The organism is Alcanivorax hongdengensis A-11-3 (assembly GCF_000300995.1).
Lineage (GTDB): Bacteria > Pseudomonadota > Gammaproteobacteria > Pseudomonadales > Alcanivoracaceae > Alcanivorax > Alcanivorax hongdengensis.
On record NZ_AMRJ01000001.1, the window covers coordinates 9806 to 26335 of the forward strand.

Below are 16530 nucleotides of genomic sequence, written 5' to 3' on the forward strand. Positions count from 1 at the left end.
GGCCATCATGAAACGCCATCATTTCAGAAAACGTCAGCGCGCCCTGCACCCGGATGAGCCTCTCACCGGGCTGGGCCACGGCAAAGCCATCAGCCGCCGGGAAATGCTCGGCCGCGGCCTGATTTCCGGCGCCGCCTTTGGCAGCCTGGGGTTGTTCGGCCTGTTCAGTAATCCCCGTGAGGCCATGGCGGCCCTGTCATCGGACCTGGACGGGCTGAAGAGCGATTGCGGCATCATGGCCGCCGGCGCCGGCAAGATCCCCTTCATCTGTTTCGACCTGGCCGGTGGCGCCAATATTGCCGGCTCCAATGTGCTGGTCGGCGGCCAGGGCGGGCAGGAAGACTTTCTCTCCGCCGGCGGTTATTCCAAGCTGGGTCTGCCCGGTAGCCAGGCCCCCAGCAGTGACCCGTCCACCGTCAACCGGGACCTGGGGCTGGCCTTTCACAGTGATTCGGCCTTCCTGCGCGGCATCCGTGAAAAGGCCGCCGCGGCCATGGCCAACACCAATGGCTGCGTGATTCCGGCACGCTCGGAAAACGATACGGCCAACAACCCGCATAACCCGCTGTACGGTATTTTCAGCGCCGGCGCCGATGGCGAATTGCTGTCGCTGATCGGTTCACGAAGCAGTGTTTCCGGTGGCAACTCCATGTCGCCGGACAGCTCCATCATCGCCTCCGCCCGGCCCACCAAGGTGGATCGGGCCAGCGACGTGACCGGCCTGGTGGACACCGGCAAGCTGGTGGGCCTGCTCGATCAGGAGGATGCGGTGGCGGTGATGGAATCCATCGCCCGTATCAGCCACAAGCGCATTGACCGCCTGAACAGCGGCCTGACTGACAGCAACCGCCGCGACAACCTGCGCAACCTGCTGCGCTGCGGCTATGTGGAAGCGGCGGATATCACCGACCGCTACGGCGACCCGGCTACCCTGAATCCGATGCTGGATGCCGACATCGTCGGTCCCGGCGGCATTTTCTCGTCCTCGGAAATCAATGATCGGGAATTCGAGAAAACCGCCTCCATCATGAAGCTGGTGATCAATGGCTACGCCGGGGCCGGCTGCATTTCCATGGGCGGCTTTGATTACCACACCGGCGACCGGGCCACCGGCGAACAGCGGGACCTGCGCGCCGGGCGCTGCATGGGCGCCTGCCTGGAATATGCCCGCCGCCGGGGCATGCCGCTGATGCTGTATGTCTTCAGCGACGGCTCGGTGGCCAGCAATGGCCGCATCGATGATTCGGTGAACGGGCGCGGCAAGGGCGAATGGACCGGCGACAATTCTTCCACCGCCGCCTCCTTCTTCCTGGTCTATAACCCCAATGGTCGCCCGGCCCTAAACAGCAACGGCAGCAGTGCCGATCAGCACCAGCAACTGGGCTGGATGCGCAGTGACGCCTCGGTGGAAACCGCCGGCACGCCGGCGGCCAACAATGTGAACTTGCTGGCACAGACCGTGTGGCTAAACTACATGGCACTGCACGACCAGCTGGGCCAGTTCTCGTCCACCTTCCCCAATCACAGCCTGGGGAATGCCGACTCACTGGAACGGCTGGCCGCCTTCCAACCCATCGTTAACGGTACCCTGACCTGATGCTGTTCCGCCTCATCCCCCTGTTCGTGCTGCTGGCTTTATCCTTACCGGCCCAGGCGCGCTGGCAGCAGGAACAATGGGATGTGATGGGCACCCGCGCCAGCATCACCCTGTGGTCCGAGCAGGACGCGGCACCCCTGTTCGAGCAGCTCAAGCAGGAAATGACACGGCTCAACCGCCTGCTGTCTCCCTGGATCGAAAGCAGCGAGTTGGCCCGGGTCAACGCCCATGCCGCTGAGCAGGTACAGACCATCAGCCCGGAGTTCTACCGCCTGCTGGAACGCTCACTGCATTATTACCGGCTCACCGGCGGCGCCTTCGATATCACCTTTGCCAGTGTCGGACACCTGTACGATTACCGTGAGGGCAAGGCCCCGGACGCGCAGACCCTGGAAGCGGCGCGGCGCTATATCGGCGCCAACCGCATCGAACTGATTGCACCGGACAAGGTGCGTTTTCACGGCAAGGGCACGCTGATTGATCTGGGTGGCATCGCCAAGGGGTACACCATCGACCGGGGCATCGCCCTGCTCAAACAGGCCGGCATCGAGCATGCCTACCTGTCACTGGGCGGTGACAGCTACGTACTGGGGGACCACCAGGGACGGCCCTGGGAAATCGGCATTCAGCATCCGCGCAACCCCAACAAGGTGGCCATCAGCCTGCCGGTGAGCGACATGGCCATCTCCACCTCCGGGGATTACCAGCGCTACTTCATCCAGAACGGCCACCGCATTCATCACATCATCTCGCCCAGCACCGGCAAGAGCGCCGGCAAACTGGCCAGCGTCACCATTCTGTGTGCCAACAGCATTGATGCGGACGCCCTGTCCACCAGTGTCTTCGTGCTGGGCGTGAAGAAGGGCCTGGCGCTGATCAACCGCCTGCCTGACACCTCGGCGATCATCATTGATCGCCAGGGCCAGGTGCATTACTCCGACGACCTGCAGGGGTTGTAATCAGTTCGATGCCGGCGGCTCACCACCGGCACCGGGCAGCCCGGTCTGTGACGGCGCGGTATCAGGGCGCTGACGCAGGGCGGCATTCTGCATGTCCGCCAGCCCTTCATAGGCCGCCGCCGAGAAAGCCCGCAACCGTTTTCGGGTGGCATCAACCTGGGCCACGGCAGACGCCTCCAGCTGACTCTGCTGGCGAGCCAGCAGGGTCTGGCCACGTTGCATGAGGCCACCGAGCATGACAGAGAGGCTGTCGATTTCCTGATGATAGTAGGCCAGCCGCGGGGTGCGGGAGGCGGCCACCAGTACCCGTGAGCGCAGCTGGCGGTTTTTTTCCAGCAGGTCATTGAGTGCGTTCAGTGTCTGCTGGCGAGGCCACTGGCGGGCGACGATGTCCTGCTGCATGTCCCATTGCAGCACCCCTTTGGCGAAGGCCAGTTTTTCCTGCAGGTCCGGGCGGGTCCTCTCGCCCCAGTCCTTGCTGTGTTGCTCGGCGTCCTGGGCAGCCTGCCACAATTTACGCTCCTTGGGGGTGGCGAAGGGCACCGGGTCCTGATCCTGCACGGCCTTGTCGAAACGGCGCTGCAAACGGGTCAGCCGTCCTTGCAGGTCCTGGTCACTGAGATCCTGCAACAGTGCCTGGGCACGGGGTACCACGTCATCGTGTTTGCGCTGGTGGGCGGCCACCAGTTCCTGCAAGCCCGGCATACGCCCCTGCCATTGCTGTAGAAGATGCTGCTGGCGTTGCAGTTCGTGGTAGTTCTTCCAACCATGCTGGAACGATAGTGAGGCAAACCATTCGTAGAAGGTCGGAAAGCTTTCCACCCGCTTGGGCAGGAAGTGGGGCAGCGGGTCCATGGCGGTGGTCCATTGCGGCTTGCCGACCAGATCCCGGAACCAGCTGCCGGCGGCAACCTTGCCCTCCAGCGCTACCAGATACTGCTGCAGGTCATCATAGCGCTGCAGGGCATCACGGTAGGCCTGGGCGGCACGGGGCTCGTCGCCCAGCTCCTGATAAAGATAAGGCAGGGCCAGCTGCGCCTCCTGCACGGTATTGCGCTGGATCGACAGCTTGTCCAGTTGCTGCAGTACCGGCAGGGCCTGGCGCGGTTGCTGCTCGATCAGCAGCGCCCGGGCATACAGCAACAGGGAAATATCGGAGAAGGGGCCATCCAGGCGAGCATTGCGCAGCAGTTCAAGGGCCCGCTCTTCCTGGTCACTGCGCAGCATGTAAATGGCCAGCGCCAGCATGGCCTTTTCCTTGACCGCGTTGACCTCCTCATTGCCCGGCGGCATGTTGGCCAGCTGCCATAGCCAGGCCTGCCCCTTCGACGGATGCTCGCCGTTGATCCAGCTCACCGCCAGGTTATAGCGCAGGTAGGCATTGAGTGGATGATTGACGGCAAAGGCATCCAGGGATTCGGCGGCCTCCTGGTAGCGGCCCAGGCGCATCAGAATGCGGGCGCGCAGACTCAGATAGACCTCCTTGAGGTCCTCCGGCGGGGTTCCGACCTTGCTGTCCAGCAGCGCCAGGGCCTGGCGATTCTTCTGCTGGCGGTAGTAAAGGCCGGCCAGGTGAATCCAGGCCCGCTTGGCCACCGGCTCACTGACACTGCCACTGAGCAACTGGCTGAACACCTTCTCGGCGTCCTCGGGCATGCCATAGGCGCTGTACATGGCACCGATCAGCACTTTCAGATCATCACGGTGGCGGTGTACCTCGCCCCGCTCCAGGGCCATCTGCGCCCGGGTCAGGGCGGCGAAATAGTCACCCTGCAGGTAATAGAACACCACCTCGCCGTAGGCCGGCTCCTCGATACGCTCGGGTTGATCCAGGCGGGCACTGGCCACGCTGGTGATCAGCAGGGCCAGCGTCAGCAGACACAAACGCAGCATGGTCATTACTGCCAGTCGCGGAAGTACAGGCGTGGCTGTTGCTTGGCCGCGTCATCCTCGATGTGCAGCTGCACAAAGTGCCGGCCATGCTTCTTCTCGAAGCGCCCCTCCACGCCGAGTCGGAACTCGCGCCCCTGCGGGCCAATGCCAGTGACAAAGGCGGTCACATCGTGGAAGCCGTTTTTGACATTGGCCAGCGCCAGGCGCTGGATGGCGCCGTTTTTCAGGGCGCGCAGTTCCTTGTCGGTGTACAGGTGGGAAGCCAGTACCTTGCCATCCATTTTCAGGGTGAGGCTGTCCGGCGCAAAGTAGTGCCCCACATCCAGGGAGACATAGAGCCCCACCTGGGTGTCGGCGGGGAACAGCAGCTCCTCTTCGAGCAGCAGCAGCCGCTTGTTGACCTCAAGAACATCCCGTTTGAAATCGGCCAGATCCTTGTCCAGCTCCGCCCCATGAAGCTGCGCCGCCACCATGATCAGCAGCAGACCTACTACTCGGCGCATGCGCGCACCCCCAATACCGTTCTTCTTTGCGTAGAATCTAACACGACGGCCGTGACCTGACTGCTGTCATGTTCACAGCCGCGACAGATAAAACTTTTTCCGTGAACGCGAATCCAATGCCCCAGCCCGACGATCCCGCGCTACCATGGATAGACCGGGCCTGTTAACACTACCAAAATGGCGCCTATTGAGCCCCATAATCCGCCAATCAAGGCATGGAGAGTGAGGTTTGGTGACGCCAAATGAGTGATGAATAACGACGGTTGGCGGATTATGGGGCTCAACCCAAAGGTCTGAATGCATTTTGGTAATGTTAGCAGGCCCTAACCTTCAGAACGGAAAGCTGCATGAAATTCCTGTTACCGACTTTCACCCTGGGTATCACCCTGCTGCTGGGCGCCTGCCAGACCCTCAGCGGCCTGGAGTCCCCGGAGGTCTCCGTCTCCCGCATCCAGCTGAGCAGCATCAGTCTGTTTGAACAGCAATGGGACCTGACCCTGCGGGCCAGCAACCCCAATGATCGGGAACTGACGCTCAAGAGCCTGGATTACGAGATCTATCTCAATGACGAGAAGTTCGCCCGCGGCCTGACCGACAAGAGCGTCACCCTGCCGGCCATGGGCGATGCGCTGGTGACCACCCATATCACCACCAGCCTGCTGGGCAGTCTGCAGAAACTGCAAAGCCTGCAGAAAAACCCGGGGCAGCCCCTGCAGTACCGGCTGGAAGGCAAGGCCCGGGTGGCCGGGGTGCCGATCCCGCTCAGTTTCGACAAACAGGGTGAAATAGCCCTGCCCTCGCTGCCCATGCCCTGATCAGGCCTGCTGGCGCCGGTAGCTGGCGGGGCTCTGCCCGGTCCAGCGCCGGAAGGCATGAATGAAATTGGACACCTCGGAAAACCCCAGCCGTTCGCTGATTTCTTCCAGCCGCAGAACACCGGCCAGCAGCCACTGCTCCGCCAGCATCAGCCGCACCTCATCCAGCAACTCCCGGTAGCCGGTGCCCTCGCGGGCCAACTGCCGCCGCAGGGTGCGGCTGGTGACGTTGAGGCCGGCGGCCATCTCTTCCATGTCGGGAAAGCGTCCGGGCTGCTCCAGCAGCCGCTGGCGTACCTGTACTGCCACACCCTTGCGGCGGGCCCGCTGCATCAGCAGTTGCTGACACTGCTCCTCGCAAAGCCGGGCGGTGGCCCGGTTGGCACGGGGCAAGGGCATGGCCAGCAGACCGGCCTGGAAACTGGCACGGTTTTCGGCGGCGCCGAACTGCGGCTGACAGCCGAAAATTCTTTCAAAAGGGGCCGGATCCCGGGCCGGCATTCGCAGGCACAACTCGGAAAGCGGCATCATGCCGGCAAACAGTTCCTGCTGAATCACCATGATGGCACTGGCATCCCGGGCCAGCAGATAGGGGCGCACCTGCGCCGGTAGCGCACCGTCATCAAGCACCAGGGACGCCTGCTCACCGCGGGTTTTCAGTGACATGGCGACAAAGGCAAAGGTCAGGTCCAGATAACGCAGCCCCAGGTCCACCGCCTGGCCGAAGGTGGAGCTGCTGAGCATGGCGAAGCCCCAGACCCCATAGCTGCTCAGGTGATACCGCTGGCCCATGGCCAGGCCGAGCTCGGCATTATCCCCTGGCAGGGTACACAGGTTGCGCACCACGGCCAGCTCCTGGTCGGCACTGATTTCACAATCGACACCGCTGAGCATGGCCTCGCTCAGGCCGCTACCGGCCAGACACTGTGCCACGGACAGGCCCCGCTCCAGGGCGAATTGCACCTGCAGGCGAACACTGGTGATGCTGCGACGGCTGGCAATGGGCATAACTGTCCGAATTCCACAACTTTATGTCCCAGTATGCCATAAACATAACGTTTATCAGTGATTACATTAAGGGTAAGAGACTCAATGCAATCAGACCGGACTCTCAACATGACACCGACCCATCGCGTATTGATCATCGGCGCCGGCTTTGGCGGCCTGGCCATGGCCATCCGGCTCAAGGAGCAGGGCGAACATGATCTGCTGCTGATTGAAAAAGGCCACGACGTGGGTGGCTGCTGGCGGGACAATACCTACCCGGGCGCCGCCTGCGACGTGCCCTCGCATCTATACTCGTTTTCCTTCGAGCGCCATTATCCGTGGAGCCGCCGCTTTGCCCCCCAGGCGGAAATTCTCGCCTACCAGCAACACTGCGCGCGCAAGTACGACATCTACCGCCACATCCGTTTCAACACGGAAGTGGCCGATGCCCGCTACCGGGATGATCAGGGCCTGTGGGAAGTGACCCTGACCAACGGCGAGACGCTCACCTGCCGGGCACTGATCACCGCCACCGGCCAGCTCAACCAGCCGGCCTACCCGCCGCTCAAGGGCATCGATGACTTCCATGGCCCGCATTTCCATAGCGCCCGCTGGGACCACGACGTGGACCTGACCGGCAAGACCGTGGCCGTGGTTGGCACCGGCGCCAGCGCCATCCAGTTCGTGCCAGAAGTGGCCAAGGTGGCCGGCAAGGTCAAGCTGTTCCAGCGCTCCGCCGCCCACGTGATCGCCAAACCGGATCGCCCCTACACCCGGGCCGAACACCTGCTGCTCAAGAAGCTGCCCATAGCCCAGACACTGGACCGGCTGCGCATCTATGCCGCCAATGAATCACGGGTGCTGGGTTTCACGTCTTTGCAGAAGGCCATGACCGCCTATGAATGGCTGTTCAAGCGTCACCTGAAACAGTCCATCAAGGACCCGGCGTTGCGTGAAAAGCTGACTCCGGATTACCCCATGGGCTGCAAGCGCATTCTGATGTCCAACGACTACTACCCGGCGCTGGCCCGGGACAATGTGGAAGTGATCAACCACGGCATCCAGTCGGTGGACAAACAGGGCCTCACCGACAGCACCGGAGTCCACCACGATGCGGACGTGATCATCTACGGCACCGGCTTCAAGGCCACCGACTTCCTCACCCCCATGACCCTCCATGGTCGTGACGGCCAGGACCTGAACGAGGCCTGGAAAGACGGCGCGGAGGCCTACCTGGGCATTACCGTGCGCGGCTTCCCCAACCTGTTCATGCTCTATGGGCCCAACACCAACCTGGGCCACAATTCCATCATCTATATGCTGGAAAGCCAGGTTCATTACGTGTTGCAGTGCCTGGCGCAGCTGGACGACAGTGTCCGGGCCCTGGAAGTGCGCCAGGACAGCCAGGCCCGTTTCAATGAGCGGGTACAGGCCGACATCCGCGACACCGTCTGGGACAAGGGCTGCCACAGCTGGTACAAGACGGACAGCGGCAAGAACACCAACAACTGGCCGGGCTTCACTTTCAGCTACCGCCAGCAGACCCGCAATCTGGACCTGAATGACTATGAACTCATCCGCTGAACGCATCAGCCAGTCCCGCTCGATAATGCAGCAGGCTGTGGCCGGCGTCTTGCGCCGCTCCCTGCGCCTGCTGTTCAAGCCGGTGGCCAACCCCCGAGTCAGTGTCGCCCTGCAGCGACGCTGGCTGAATATCATGGCCCAGAGCACGCTGCGCAACCGCTCGGTCAACAGTGCCGACCGGCCCCTGGCCGGCGTGCCCTGCCGCCACTACCAGCCATTGAATGCCACCGGCACCGTGCTCTATCTGCACGGCGGCGGCTACGTGGCCGGCAGCCCGGACAGCCACAAGGCCATCACCTCGCATCTGGCTCACTACGCCAATGCCCATGTGGTGGTGCCGGACTACCGGCTGGCGCCGGAGCACCCCTGCCCCGCGGCCATCGAGGATGCGGTGGCGGTCTACCGACACTTGCTGGCCAGCGGCGTGGAGCCGCAGCAACTGACCCTGGCCGGCGACTCTGCCGGTGGCGGCCTGACCTTTGCCACCCTGCAGGCGCTGAAGGCCGCCGGCGAGCCGCTGCCCGGCTCGGTGATCGTGTTCTCCCCCTGGGTGGACCTGAGCCTGACGCAACTGTTCGATACCGACCGGGACATCATGCTCAGCGAGGCCTGGCTGGGCTTCGCCGCCCGCGCCTATGGCGGCGATGATCTGAGCGCCGCCAGCCGCTCGCCCATCAATGGCGACCTGAGCGGCCTGCCGCCGGTGCTGATTCAGGTGGGTGGCGACGAAATTCTGCTCAACGACAGCCAGCGACTGTGCCAGGCAATCCATGACGCCGGCGGCCAGGCCAGGCTGCAGGTGCACCCGCAACGCTGGCATGATTTCCAGCTCCATGCCGGGGTGCTGACCGATGCCGACCAGGCACTGATGACCTGCGCGCGCTTTATTCACCAGCACCGGGAACCGTCTTGATGAAACGTATTCTGATCACCGGCGCCGCCAGCGGCATCGGCATGGCCACCGCCCGCCACTTTCACCGCCAAGGCTGGCAACTGGGGCTGCTGGATATCAATGAAGTGGCCCTGGCAAAACTGGCTGACGAACTGGGCAATAGCTGGCATCGCCGACTGGATGTCACCGATGCGGATGCCTGCCGCCAGGCCTGCGAGGCCTTTGCCGGCGATCAGGGGCTGGACGTGCTGTTCAACTGTGCCGGTATTCTCAGCATGGGGCATTTCGAGGACATCAGCCCGGCACGGCACAAGCAGATCATCGACATCAACGTCACCGGCCTGATCAACATGAGCCTGGCGGCGCTGCCGGCGCTGAAAAACAGTGACGCGCCGGCGGTGATCAACATGAGCTCCGCCTCCGCGCTCAGTGGTGTGCCACACCTGGCCAGCTACTCGGCCAGCAAGTTTGCCGTGCGCGGCCTCACCGAAGCCCTGCATATCGAATGGAAACGTCTCGGTATCCGGGTGGTGGACCTGATGCCGCCGTTCGTGAAAACGCCGATGGTGGACGCTGCGGATTTTCGTGCGCCGGTGGTGGACCGCATGGGCGTCAACCTGACCGCCGAAGACATTGCCGCCGAGGCCTGGAAAGCGGCCAATGAAAAGGTGCCGGTGCATAACCCGGTGGGCTTTACCTTCAAGATGATGAAGCTGCTGGACAAACTGTTGCCGTCGGCGTCCACCCGCCTGATCATGACCTTTCTGAGCCGGGAATAGTCCGCCATCAAGGGACCGATGATGGGCTAAAACGGATTTTCACCCGTCGTCGGCCCCACTCCCGCGCTGCCTGGCGGTCGTGGCCCATGTAGATATCGATCTTGTTCTTCCAGCGCCGGTGCATCTTGTCCTTGACCAGCCAGATGCCGGGCAGGCCCTCGATGGTCACCGGTGTATTATGGGTCAGCCCCCGGCGAATCAGATCCCGGGACACGGCGATCACCCGCATGCCCGGCTCCAGCGTATCCCCCCAGGCGGCCAGCGAATGATCCGTGCCCGCGCCCTGACCGGGCAGGGAATTGTAGGCGGTGGCGGTGACCGTCAATACGGTTTCCGCCCGCACACCGACGGTAACCAACAATCCCATCAGCACCAGCAGGCAGCGCGCCTTCACACCGCCTTGCTGACTCACCGCTATGCTCCTGCCATGACCCGTCACGTCCTGCTCCCTGTTGTTGCCATGCTGATGCTGCTGACCGGCTGTGCCCACACGCCCAGTATACCCCCTGCCCTGTCCCCCACCGTGCGACTCTGGCAACCGGATACGGCACCCCGGGGGGTGATACTGGGCCTGCACAGCTTTGGCGACTTCAGCGCCGCCTTTGATCTTACCGGCCAGGCGCTGGCCCGGGCCGGCTATGTGGTACAAAGCTATGATCAGGCCGGCTTCGGCGACCGGGGACTGCACGGGCACTGGGCCGGGGAAACACGGCTGGTGGACGAGGCCTGCCAGCAAATCCACCAGCTTGCAGACCACTACCAGCAGCCGGTGTTCCTGCTGGGTGAAAGCCTGGGCGGGGCGGTGGCCATGCTGGCCGCCCGGCAATGTCCACAGCAGGTGGCCGGATTGATTCTGGCGGCACCGGCAGTGCGCGAGGGAATTCGCTTTCGCTACGGCTGGAATCTGCTGATCGGCAGTGCCGCCGCCGTGTGGCCGAGCTACCCACTGACCGTGGAACGCGACCCGCAAGACCCGACCCTGGCACCGGACAGTGCCCTGCGCCTGGCCGAGGACCCGCGCGTCATGCGCCAGGTACGCATGGATACCTACTGGGGCCTGATCAAACTGGCCGACAGTGCCAGCGATATGGCAGCGCAACTGCGCCAGCCCACCCTGCTACTCTACGGCGGCAAGGACGAATCGGTCCCCAGAGCCGGCATCGACCATCTGCGCCAGCACCTGGCCGAGCACCTGAGCTGGCATTACTACCCCCAGGGGCCGCACCTGCTGTTGCAAAGTCGCCAGTGGCAGGACGTCACCGACGATATTCGGCAATGGCTGGCAGACCAGTCCCGTTGATTGGCCTGTCCTGCAGCCGCAGGCCTGCTACTCTTTGCCCACATCGCATACACCTTGTTCAGGAGACCTCTTGATGAGCAAACGGGTTCTGATTACCGGCGGCAATTCCGGCATTGGCCTGTGTACCGCCGAGCAACTGGCCGAGCAGGGGGCCGAAGTGATCCTGGCCTGCCGTGACCAGACCAAGGGGCAGGCCGCGGTGGCCCGCATCAAGAACCGCACCCCGAATGCCCGGGTGCGCCTGTTCGAGCTGGACCTGTCCAGTCTGCAACGGGTCAACGCCAGCGCCGACAAGATTCTCGCCAGCCTGGATCACCTGGATGTGCTGATCAACAATGCCGGCGTGGTGCCCACCAGCCAGCAATTCACCGACGACGGTTACGAGATGCAATTCGGCGTCAACTACCTGGCGCCGGTTCTGCTCACCCACCGGCTGATGCCGCTGCTGGAAAAAAGCGAGGCGGGCCGCATTGTCCATGTGGCCTCGGTGGCCCACTGGCTGGGCCGTATCAACTCACGCACCTGGCGCGGCCGTCGCCCCTATCTGGTGATGGATGCCTACGGCCAGTCCAAGCTGGGCAATATCCTGTTCAGCGATGCCCTGGCCAGCCGACTGGAAGAACGCGGCATCACCAGTAACGCCCTGCACCCGGGCGGCGTGGACACGCCGATCTTTCGCTATGTGCCGCGCCCGGCCATGGCACTGATTCGCCCCACCCTGACCACCCCGGAAAAAGCCGCCCGTTTGCCGGTAAAGCTGGCACTGAGCGACGAGTTTGCAGGGGTGACCGGTGGCTACTTCGATGCCAAGGGCAAGGCGCTGCGCTCGCCGCTGGCCCGCCGGGCCGGCCTGGCAGAGCAACTCTACGCCCAGACTGTGACCCTGCTGGGCATTGACCCGGTTTAACGGGCTGTTGAAATTAAGCGGCGGCTGACATTACCCGGGCGTCTCGATGGCGGCCCGGGTTACCTCCCTATCCAGGTGCGGGTAGAGCGCCAGGAAGACCTGCTCCAGGGTGTCGTAATGCAGCGCCAGCTCCTCGCCAATGCCGGCAAAGGAATTGGTGAAGCGGATACGGGCGGCCATGGCATCCAGGGCCTCACTGACGCCCTCCAGGCTGGCATAGACATTCAACAGATCACGCTCGCGCATCCGCCCCACCGCCGCTTGCATGGCCGGCGGCATCAGAGCCTGGCCCTGTTGCAGCTGTCGATAGTAATCGCCGATGGCGTGCTGCAACGGCCGGTCATGAAAGCGCGACCAGTGCTGCCAGAGAAAGTGGTCGAACAGCACATCCATGGCCACCCCGGCAAAACGACGCCGGGACGGGCTGAACAGCGCCCGGGCCTGGCGCACCGACGGGTGCTGGTCGGTCACCCGGTCCACCAGGCGGTGGTTGTCCAGCGCCCGTTGCACCGTTTCGGGCAACGCCTGCACGTCAACACCACGCATGAAATCACCCAGTACGTTACCTACCCGCGAGGCCACCGTGGGGCGAGACAGGGACAAATGCGCCAGGTAATTCACCGCCAATCAGCCCCGGTACTCACGCAGGAAGCGCAGATTCTCGCGCACCGCTGGCCACTCGTGATTGATAATGGAAAACACCACGGTGTCCCGGTAGACGCCGTCCGGACTGCGTGTGTGGTTGCGTAGCACGCCATCCTGCTTGGCACCCAGGCGGGCAATGGCGGCCCGTGAAGCGCGGTTGTGCCAGTGGGTGCGAAACTCCACGGCAATGGCCTGCAGGGTTTCAAAGGCATGGGTGAGCAGCAGCTGCTTGCATTCGGTATTGATGCCACTGCGTTGATGGCTTTGCCGGTACCAGGTATGGCCCAGCTCCAGGCGCCGGTTGTCCTCGTCCACGCGGAAGAAACGGGTGGACCCGATCAGCGCGCCACTGGCCCGGTGACGAACCACAAAGGGGCAACCGCCGTTTTCGTCGCGGTCACGCAGGGCGCGGGCCACATAGTCCGCCATACCTTCAGGGCGGGCGACCAGGGTGTACCACAGGCGCCAGAGCTCGCCATCACGTACCGCCTCGGCCAGCGCCGGCACGTGCTCCATGGTCATCGGTTCCAGTATCACGGCCTGCCCTTGCAGGGCGACCGGCTCAATCCATCGCGACATGGTTCGTCCTTGTGGTTAGCGATCAGGGGCCGCCAGCGCTAGCAGCCTGCTAAAGCCCCCAGCGACCGCGAAACATGAAGTAGACCGCACCCAGCAGGCACAGGCCGGCCCACAGGTAATCCAGCTTGAGTGGCTCGCGCATGTAGAACACCGAAAACGGCACGAATACCGACAGGGTAATCACCTCCTGCAGCACCTTGAGCTGCCCCAGGCTCAACTGGGTAAAGCCGATGCGATTGGCCGGCACCTGCAGCAGGTACTCGAAAAAGGCCACCCCCCAGCTGATCAGCGCCGCCACCAGCCAGGGCCGGTTATCCAGGGTTTTCAGGTGGGCATACCAGGCAAAGGTCATGAATACATTGCTGGCGCACAGCAGGCCGATGGTGACCAGGATCGGCGGCACGGTCATGCTCAGCCCGGCGGCCAGGAGAAGGGGCGCCCGCCGAGCACATGCACGTGCAGATGAAACACGGTCTGGCTGGCCCCGGCACCGTTGTTCACGTTGAGACGGAAATCTTCCAGCCCTTCCTGCCCGGCGACCTGGCTGGCCACCAGCAGCAGGTGACCCAGCAGCTCACGGTCGTCGCTGTCGGCATCGGACAGCTTGGCGATCGGCTTTTTGGGAATCACCAGAAAATGGGTGGGCGCCTGGGGATTGATATCCCGGAACGCCAGGCATTGATCGTCTTCGAAAATGATATCGGCGGGAATTTCCCGGTCGATGATCTTGGAGAAAAGCGTGTCACTCATGGAAACTCCTTGGGGCCCGTACTGCGTGAAACTGCACAGGCGCTCACTGAATGGGCGTGTTCCGGTTCACAGACCACGGATTATCCGTGTTTATTTTATGCACGCCAGGCGGCGGGCCTCTTAGCGCCAGCCGCCAATGATGGCATTATACGCCCTGAACAAATCAACCTTCTGGCAACCGGATCACCATGGCCACATTATTTGTCGAAAACCTGACTGTCGTCGACTTTTCCTACCTGCATGCCAAGCGCGGCATGGTGGGTGAATCCTGGATGGTGGACCTGGAACTGACCGGCGAGCTGGATCATCAGGGCATGGTGTTTGATTTCGGCCTGATCAAGAAACAGATCAAGAAACTGATTGATACCCATGTGGATCACCGCCTGCTGGTGCCGGCAGACAGCGAACAGCTGACCCGCAGCCAGCGTGACGATGACCTGAGCATCGAATGGGCCTACCGCGCCGGCACCATCCGCATGGTCTCTCCCCGGGAAAGCGTGTTGCTGATGCCGGGCCCGGAAGTGTCCAAGGCCAGCCTGACTCTCTACCTGATGGAGCTGGTACAACAGGCCGTGCCCGACAATGTGGCTGAAGTACAGATTGTGCTGCGCGAGGAAGACACCGGCACAGCGCCCTTCTACCACTACTCCCATGGCCTCAAGAAGCACGACGGCAATTGCCAGCGCATTGCCCATGGTCACCGCTCCGGCATCCATATCTTTGAAAACGGCCGTCGCAGCCGCTACTGGGAGAAGATGTGGGCGGACCGCTGGGAAGACATCTACATCGGCACCCAGGAAGACCTGGAAGGAACCTACTACATCGAGGAAATCCCCCACCACCGCTTTCGCTACGACGCCGACCAGGGCCACTTCGAACTGGTGATCCCGGAAGACCACTGTTATCTGGTGGACAGCGACACCACCGTGGAGCAACTGGCCAGCCACATTGCCGGGCAACTGGCGGTGGAAGCGCCGGGCAAGCACTTCCGGGTGCGCGCCTTTGAAGGGATCGGCAAGGGCGCCATCGCCGAGGCCGGCGAAAACCTGCCCGGCCGGGTACAGACCGGCTGGCTCACCGGCGGCGTGGCTTCGATCTGATTCATTCCTCGGCCAGGATGCGCTCCGCTTCTTCCTGAATCAGGCGCCGCAGCCAGCGGTGAGCCACGTTGTGATGCAGCAGGGATGACCAGGCCATCTTCAGTTCGAACTCGGGAATCTCGAACGGCGGCGACTTGATTACCAGCCGTGGGTTCTGCGCCTGCATGCGGGCCACCCGGCTGGGCAGGGTGGCAACCAGATCGTTGTTCATGGCCAGCAGGGCCGGCATCTGATAGTGGCGGGTAAAGATGCTGATCTTGCGGCTCTTGCCCAGCTGCTCCAGAGCGTGGTCAATCCAGCCCAGCCCGCCCAGTTTTTCCGGGTTCATGCCAAACCCCACCCCGAAGCCGGTTTTTGATACCCAGATATGCTGGGCGGACAGGTAGCTGTCCAGGTCGAAATTCACGGCAATGGGGTTATCCCGATTGAGCAGGCAGGAGAAGGAGTCCTTCCACAGGCTGACCTGGTGAAACGAACCGGGAATTTCATTGAAGCGGTTCACCGCCATGTCCACCCGGCCCTGCTCCATATCCTGGTAACTGACATCGGACGGCGTCAGGAAATCGAGCACCACATTGGGCGCCTCCGCCCGCAGACGCCGCACAATGTGCGGTACCAGGGTGCCCTCCGCATAGTCACTGGTCATGATGCGAAACACCCGGCGACTTTCCGCGGGCCGGAACACATCCTCCGGGGTAAACAGCTGCTCGGCCTGGGACAGGATCTGGCGCACCAGCGGGCGCAGTTCCTGGGCGCGCTCCGTGGACGTCATGCCTTCACTGGTACGAATCAGCAAGGGATCACCGAACAATTCGCGCAGGCGCTTGAGCGCGTTGCTCATGGCCGGCTGGGTAATGCCCAGCTGCTCCGCCGCCCGCGTGACATTCTGTTCGCGCAGCAGGGCATCCAGCGACTTGAGCAGATTAAGGTCGGCGCTGCCAACATTCATGCAATCTATCCTTCAAAAACAAGCATCATCCGCTTTTATTGTAGCAGAGAGAACGCACACGGCCTCGCCACGAAAACGCCAGGGTGAGTGAGCACTTGATCACGGCTTGAGCAGCGATTCTGGCGTACAACGTTTTTTTACCTGGCAAGTGCTAACCCGGTCTCTGTTTGGCGCCTGGTGGCAACCTGCCAGTATCGATTAAGGGCAAAAAAATGCGTAAGGTACTTTCGTACCCCGGCAGAGACCCCGTGTCTCTCTGCGCCAGACCGCCGCTTGGCGGCATTAACAGCT

Annotated in this window: 18 protein-coding genes; 9 read left to right on the forward strand and 9 right to left on the reverse strand. The window is 62.7% G+C overall.

What is annotated here, in order from left to right:
* Nucleotides 1–7: 7 nt before the first annotated feature.
* Nucleotides 8–1597 (forward strand): hypothetical protein, encoded by a 1590-nt coding sequence (locus A11A3_RS00045; RefSeq protein ID WP_008927201.1) that lies wholly within the window; start codon nt 8–10, stop codon nt 1595–1597.
* Entirely contained in the window at nt 1597–2556 is a 960-nt protein-coding gene (locus A11A3_RS00050; protein WP_008927202.1) for an FAD:protein FMN transferase, read from the forward strand. Before A11A3_RS00045 ends, A11A3_RS00050 begins: the two co-directional genes overlap by 1 nt.
* On the opposite strand, the gene A11A3_RS00055 is transcribed toward A11A3_RS00050, so the two are convergent.
* Both A11A3_RS00055 and A11A3_RS00060 read right to left on the reverse strand, forming a co-directional pair.
* Nucleotides 2557–4455: a tetratricopeptide repeat protein gene (locus tag A11A3_RS00055; protein WP_008927203.1), complete on the reverse strand. Its 1899-nt coding sequence runs from the start codon at nt 4453–4455 to the stop codon at nt 2557–2559. It lies immediately after the preceding gene.
* Nucleotides 4455–4952, reverse strand: coding sequence for a hypothetical protein (locus A11A3_RS00060; protein WP_008927204.1), 498 nt, complete (start codon nt 4950–4952; stop codon nt 4455–4457). Before A11A3_RS00060 ends, A11A3_RS00055 begins: the two co-directional genes overlap by 1 nt.
* A 347-nt stretch (nt 4953–5299) precedes the next feature.
* Here A11A3_RS00060 and A11A3_RS00065 point away from each other — a divergent pair, with 347 nt between their 5' ends.
* A complete protein-coding gene (locus A11A3_RS00065; RefSeq protein ID WP_008927205.1) occupies nt 5300–5767 on the forward strand; it encodes an LEA/WHy family protein in 468 nt (155 codons plus the stop codon).
* Here the strand turns inward: A11A3_RS00065 and A11A3_RS00070 are convergent, their stop codons facing one another.
* Nucleotides 5768–6775, reverse strand: coding sequence for an AraC family transcriptional regulator (locus A11A3_RS00070; protein ID WP_008927206.1), 1008 nt, complete (start codon nt 6773–6775; stop codon nt 5768–5770).
* Nucleotides 6776–6883: 108 nt separating this feature from the next.
* On the opposite strand from A11A3_RS00070, the gene A11A3_RS00075 reads away from it, so the two are divergent.
* Genes A11A3_RS00075 through A11A3_RS00085 form a run of 3 tightly spaced genes read left to right on the forward strand, consistent with a single transcriptional unit; the run spans nt 6884 to nt 10009 of the window.
* Nucleotides 6884–8338, forward strand: a complete 1455-nt coding sequence (locus tag A11A3_RS00075) for a flavin-containing monooxygenase (protein ID WP_008927207.1) — start codon at nt 6884–6886, stop codon at nt 8336–8338.
* On the forward strand, nt 8322–9251 hold the full coding sequence (locus tag A11A3_RS00080; protein ID WP_008927208.1) for an alpha/beta hydrolase: 930 nt from the start codon (nt 8322–8324) through the stop codon (nt 9249–9251). The genes A11A3_RS00075 and A11A3_RS00080 overlap by 17 nt, the downstream gene beginning before the upstream one ends.
* Entirely contained in the window at nt 9251–10009 is a 759-nt protein-coding gene (locus tag A11A3_RS00085) for an SDR family oxidoreductase (protein ID WP_008927209.1), read from the forward strand. Before A11A3_RS00080 ends, A11A3_RS00085 begins: the two co-directional genes overlap by 1 nt.
* Nucleotides 10010–10016: 7 nt before the next feature.
* Here the strand turns inward: A11A3_RS00085 and A11A3_RS00090 are convergent, their stop codons facing one another.
* Entirely contained in the window at nt 10017–10421 is a 405-nt protein-coding gene (locus A11A3_RS00090) for a 3D domain-containing protein (protein WP_008927210.1), read from the reverse strand.
* A 15-nt stretch (nt 10422–10436) separates the two neighbouring features.
* Here A11A3_RS00090 and A11A3_RS00095 point away from each other — a divergent pair, with 15 nt between their 5' ends.
* Nucleotides 10437–11309: an alpha/beta fold hydrolase gene (locus A11A3_RS00095; RefSeq protein ID WP_237738796.1), complete on the forward strand. Its 873-nt coding sequence runs from the start codon at nt 10437–10439 to the stop codon at nt 11307–11309.
* Nucleotides 11310–11382: 73 nt separating this feature from the next.
* Nucleotides 11383–12216: an SDR family oxidoreductase gene (locus tag A11A3_RS00100; protein ID WP_008927212.1), complete on the forward strand. Its 834-nt coding sequence runs from the start codon at nt 11383–11385 to the stop codon at nt 12214–12216.
* A 30-nt stretch (nt 12217–12246) separates the two neighbouring features.
* On the opposite strand, the gene A11A3_RS00105 is transcribed toward A11A3_RS00100, so the two are convergent.
* Genes A11A3_RS00105 through A11A3_RS00120 form a run of 4 tightly spaced genes read right to left on the reverse strand, consistent with a single transcriptional unit; the run spans nt 12247 to nt 14190 of the window.
* On the reverse strand, nt 12247–12837 hold the full coding sequence (locus A11A3_RS00105) for an acyl carrier protein phosphodiesterase (protein ID WP_040296562.1): 591 nt from the start codon (nt 12835–12837) through the stop codon (nt 12247–12249).
* Nucleotides 12838–12843: 6 nt separating this feature from the next.
* The gene (locus tag A11A3_RS00110; RefSeq protein WP_008927214.1) at nt 12844–13440 is read right to left on the reverse strand and encodes a GNAT family N-acetyltransferase; all 597 of its coding nucleotides are present in this window, start codon (nt 13438–13440) and stop codon (nt 12844–12846) included.
* Between the two features lie 49 nt (nt 13441–13489).
* Entirely contained in the window at nt 13490–13849 is a 360-nt protein-coding gene (locus A11A3_RS00115; RefSeq protein WP_157375180.1) for a DMT family protein, read from the reverse strand.
* A 2-nt stretch (nt 13850–13851) separates the two neighbouring features.
* Nucleotides 13852–14190: a histidine triad nucleotide-binding protein gene (locus A11A3_RS00120; protein ID WP_008927216.1), complete on the reverse strand. Its 339-nt coding sequence runs from the start codon at nt 14188–14190 to the stop codon at nt 13852–13854.
* 188 nt (nt 14191–14378) lie between these two features.
* On the opposite strand from A11A3_RS00120, the gene A11A3_RS00125 reads away from it, so the two are divergent.
* A complete protein-coding gene (locus A11A3_RS00125) occupies nt 14379–15290 on the forward strand; it encodes a 6-pyruvoyl trahydropterin synthase family protein (RefSeq protein WP_008927217.1) in 912 nt (303 codons plus the stop codon).
* A gap of 1 nt (nt 15291) precedes the next feature.
* Here the strand turns inward: A11A3_RS00125 and A11A3_RS00130 are convergent, their stop codons facing one another.
* Nucleotides 15292–16239 (reverse strand): LysR family transcriptional regulator, encoded by a 948-nt coding sequence (locus A11A3_RS00130; RefSeq protein ID WP_008927218.1) that lies wholly within the window; start codon nt 16237–16239, stop codon nt 15292–15294.
* Nucleotides 16240–16530 lie beyond the last annotated feature (291 nt).

Excerpts from the sequence above, each read along its gene's own strand:
- A11A3_RS00075 (WP_008927207.1), top strand. The coding sequence starts at position 6,884 with ATGACACCGACCCATCGCGTATTGATCATCGGCGCCGGCTTTGGCGGC.
- A11A3_RS00125 (WP_008927217.1), top strand. The coding sequence starts at position 14,379 with ATGGCCACATTATTTGTCGAAAACCTGACTGTCGTCGACTTTTCCTAC.
- A11A3_RS00080 (WP_008927208.1), top strand. The coding sequence starts at position 8,322 with ATGAACTCATCCGCTGAACGCATCAGCCAGTCCCGCTCGATAATGCAG.
- A11A3_RS00115 (WP_157375180.1), bottom strand. The coding sequence starts at position 13,849 with ATGACCGTGCCGCCGATCCTGGTCACCATCGGCCTGCTGTGCGCCAGC.
- A11A3_RS00130 (WP_008927218.1), bottom strand. The coding sequence starts at position 16,239 with ATGAATGTTGGCAGCGCCGACCTTAATCTGCTCAAGTCGCTGGATGCC.
- A11A3_RS00095 (WP_237738796.1), top strand. The coding sequence starts at position 10,437 with ATGACCCGTCACGTCCTGCTCCCTGTTGTTGCCATGCTGATGCTGCTG.
- A11A3_RS00120 (WP_008927216.1), bottom strand. The coding sequence starts at position 14,190 with ATGAGTGACACGCTTTTCTCCAAGATCATCGACCGGGAAATTCCCGCC.
- A11A3_RS00045 (WP_008927201.1), top strand. The coding sequence starts at position 8 with ATGAAACGCCATCATTTCAGAAAACGTCAGCGCGCCCTGCACCCGGAT.
- A11A3_RS00085 (WP_008927209.1), top strand. The coding sequence starts at position 9,251 with ATGAAACGTATTCTGATCACCGGCGCCGCCAGCGGCATCGGCATGGCC.
- A11A3_RS00100 (WP_008927212.1), top strand. The coding sequence starts at position 11,383 with ATGAGCAAACGGGTTCTGATTACCGGCGGCAATTCCGGCATTGGCCTG.
- A11A3_RS00060 (WP_008927204.1), bottom strand. The coding sequence starts at position 4,952 with ATGCGCCGAGTAGTAGGTCTGCTGCTGATCATGGTGGCGGCGCAGCTT.
- A11A3_RS00070 (WP_008927206.1), bottom strand. The coding sequence starts at position 6,775 with ATGCCCATTGCCAGCCGTCGCAGCATCACCAGTGTTCGCCTGCAGGTG.
- A11A3_RS00065 (WP_008927205.1), top strand. The coding sequence starts at position 5,300 with ATGAAATTCCTGTTACCGACTTTCACCCTGGGTATCACCCTGCTGCTG.
- A11A3_RS00055 (WP_008927203.1), bottom strand. The coding sequence starts at position 4,455 with ATGACCATGCTGCGTTTGTGTCTGCTGACGCTGGCCCTGCTGATCACC.
- A11A3_RS00050 (WP_008927202.1), top strand. The coding sequence starts at position 1,597 with ATGCTGTTCCGCCTCATCCCCCTGTTCGTGCTGCTGGCTTTATCCTTA.
- A11A3_RS00110 (WP_008927214.1), bottom strand. The coding sequence starts at position 13,440 with ATGTCGCGATGGATTGAGCCGGTCGCCCTGCAAGGGCAGGCCGTGATA.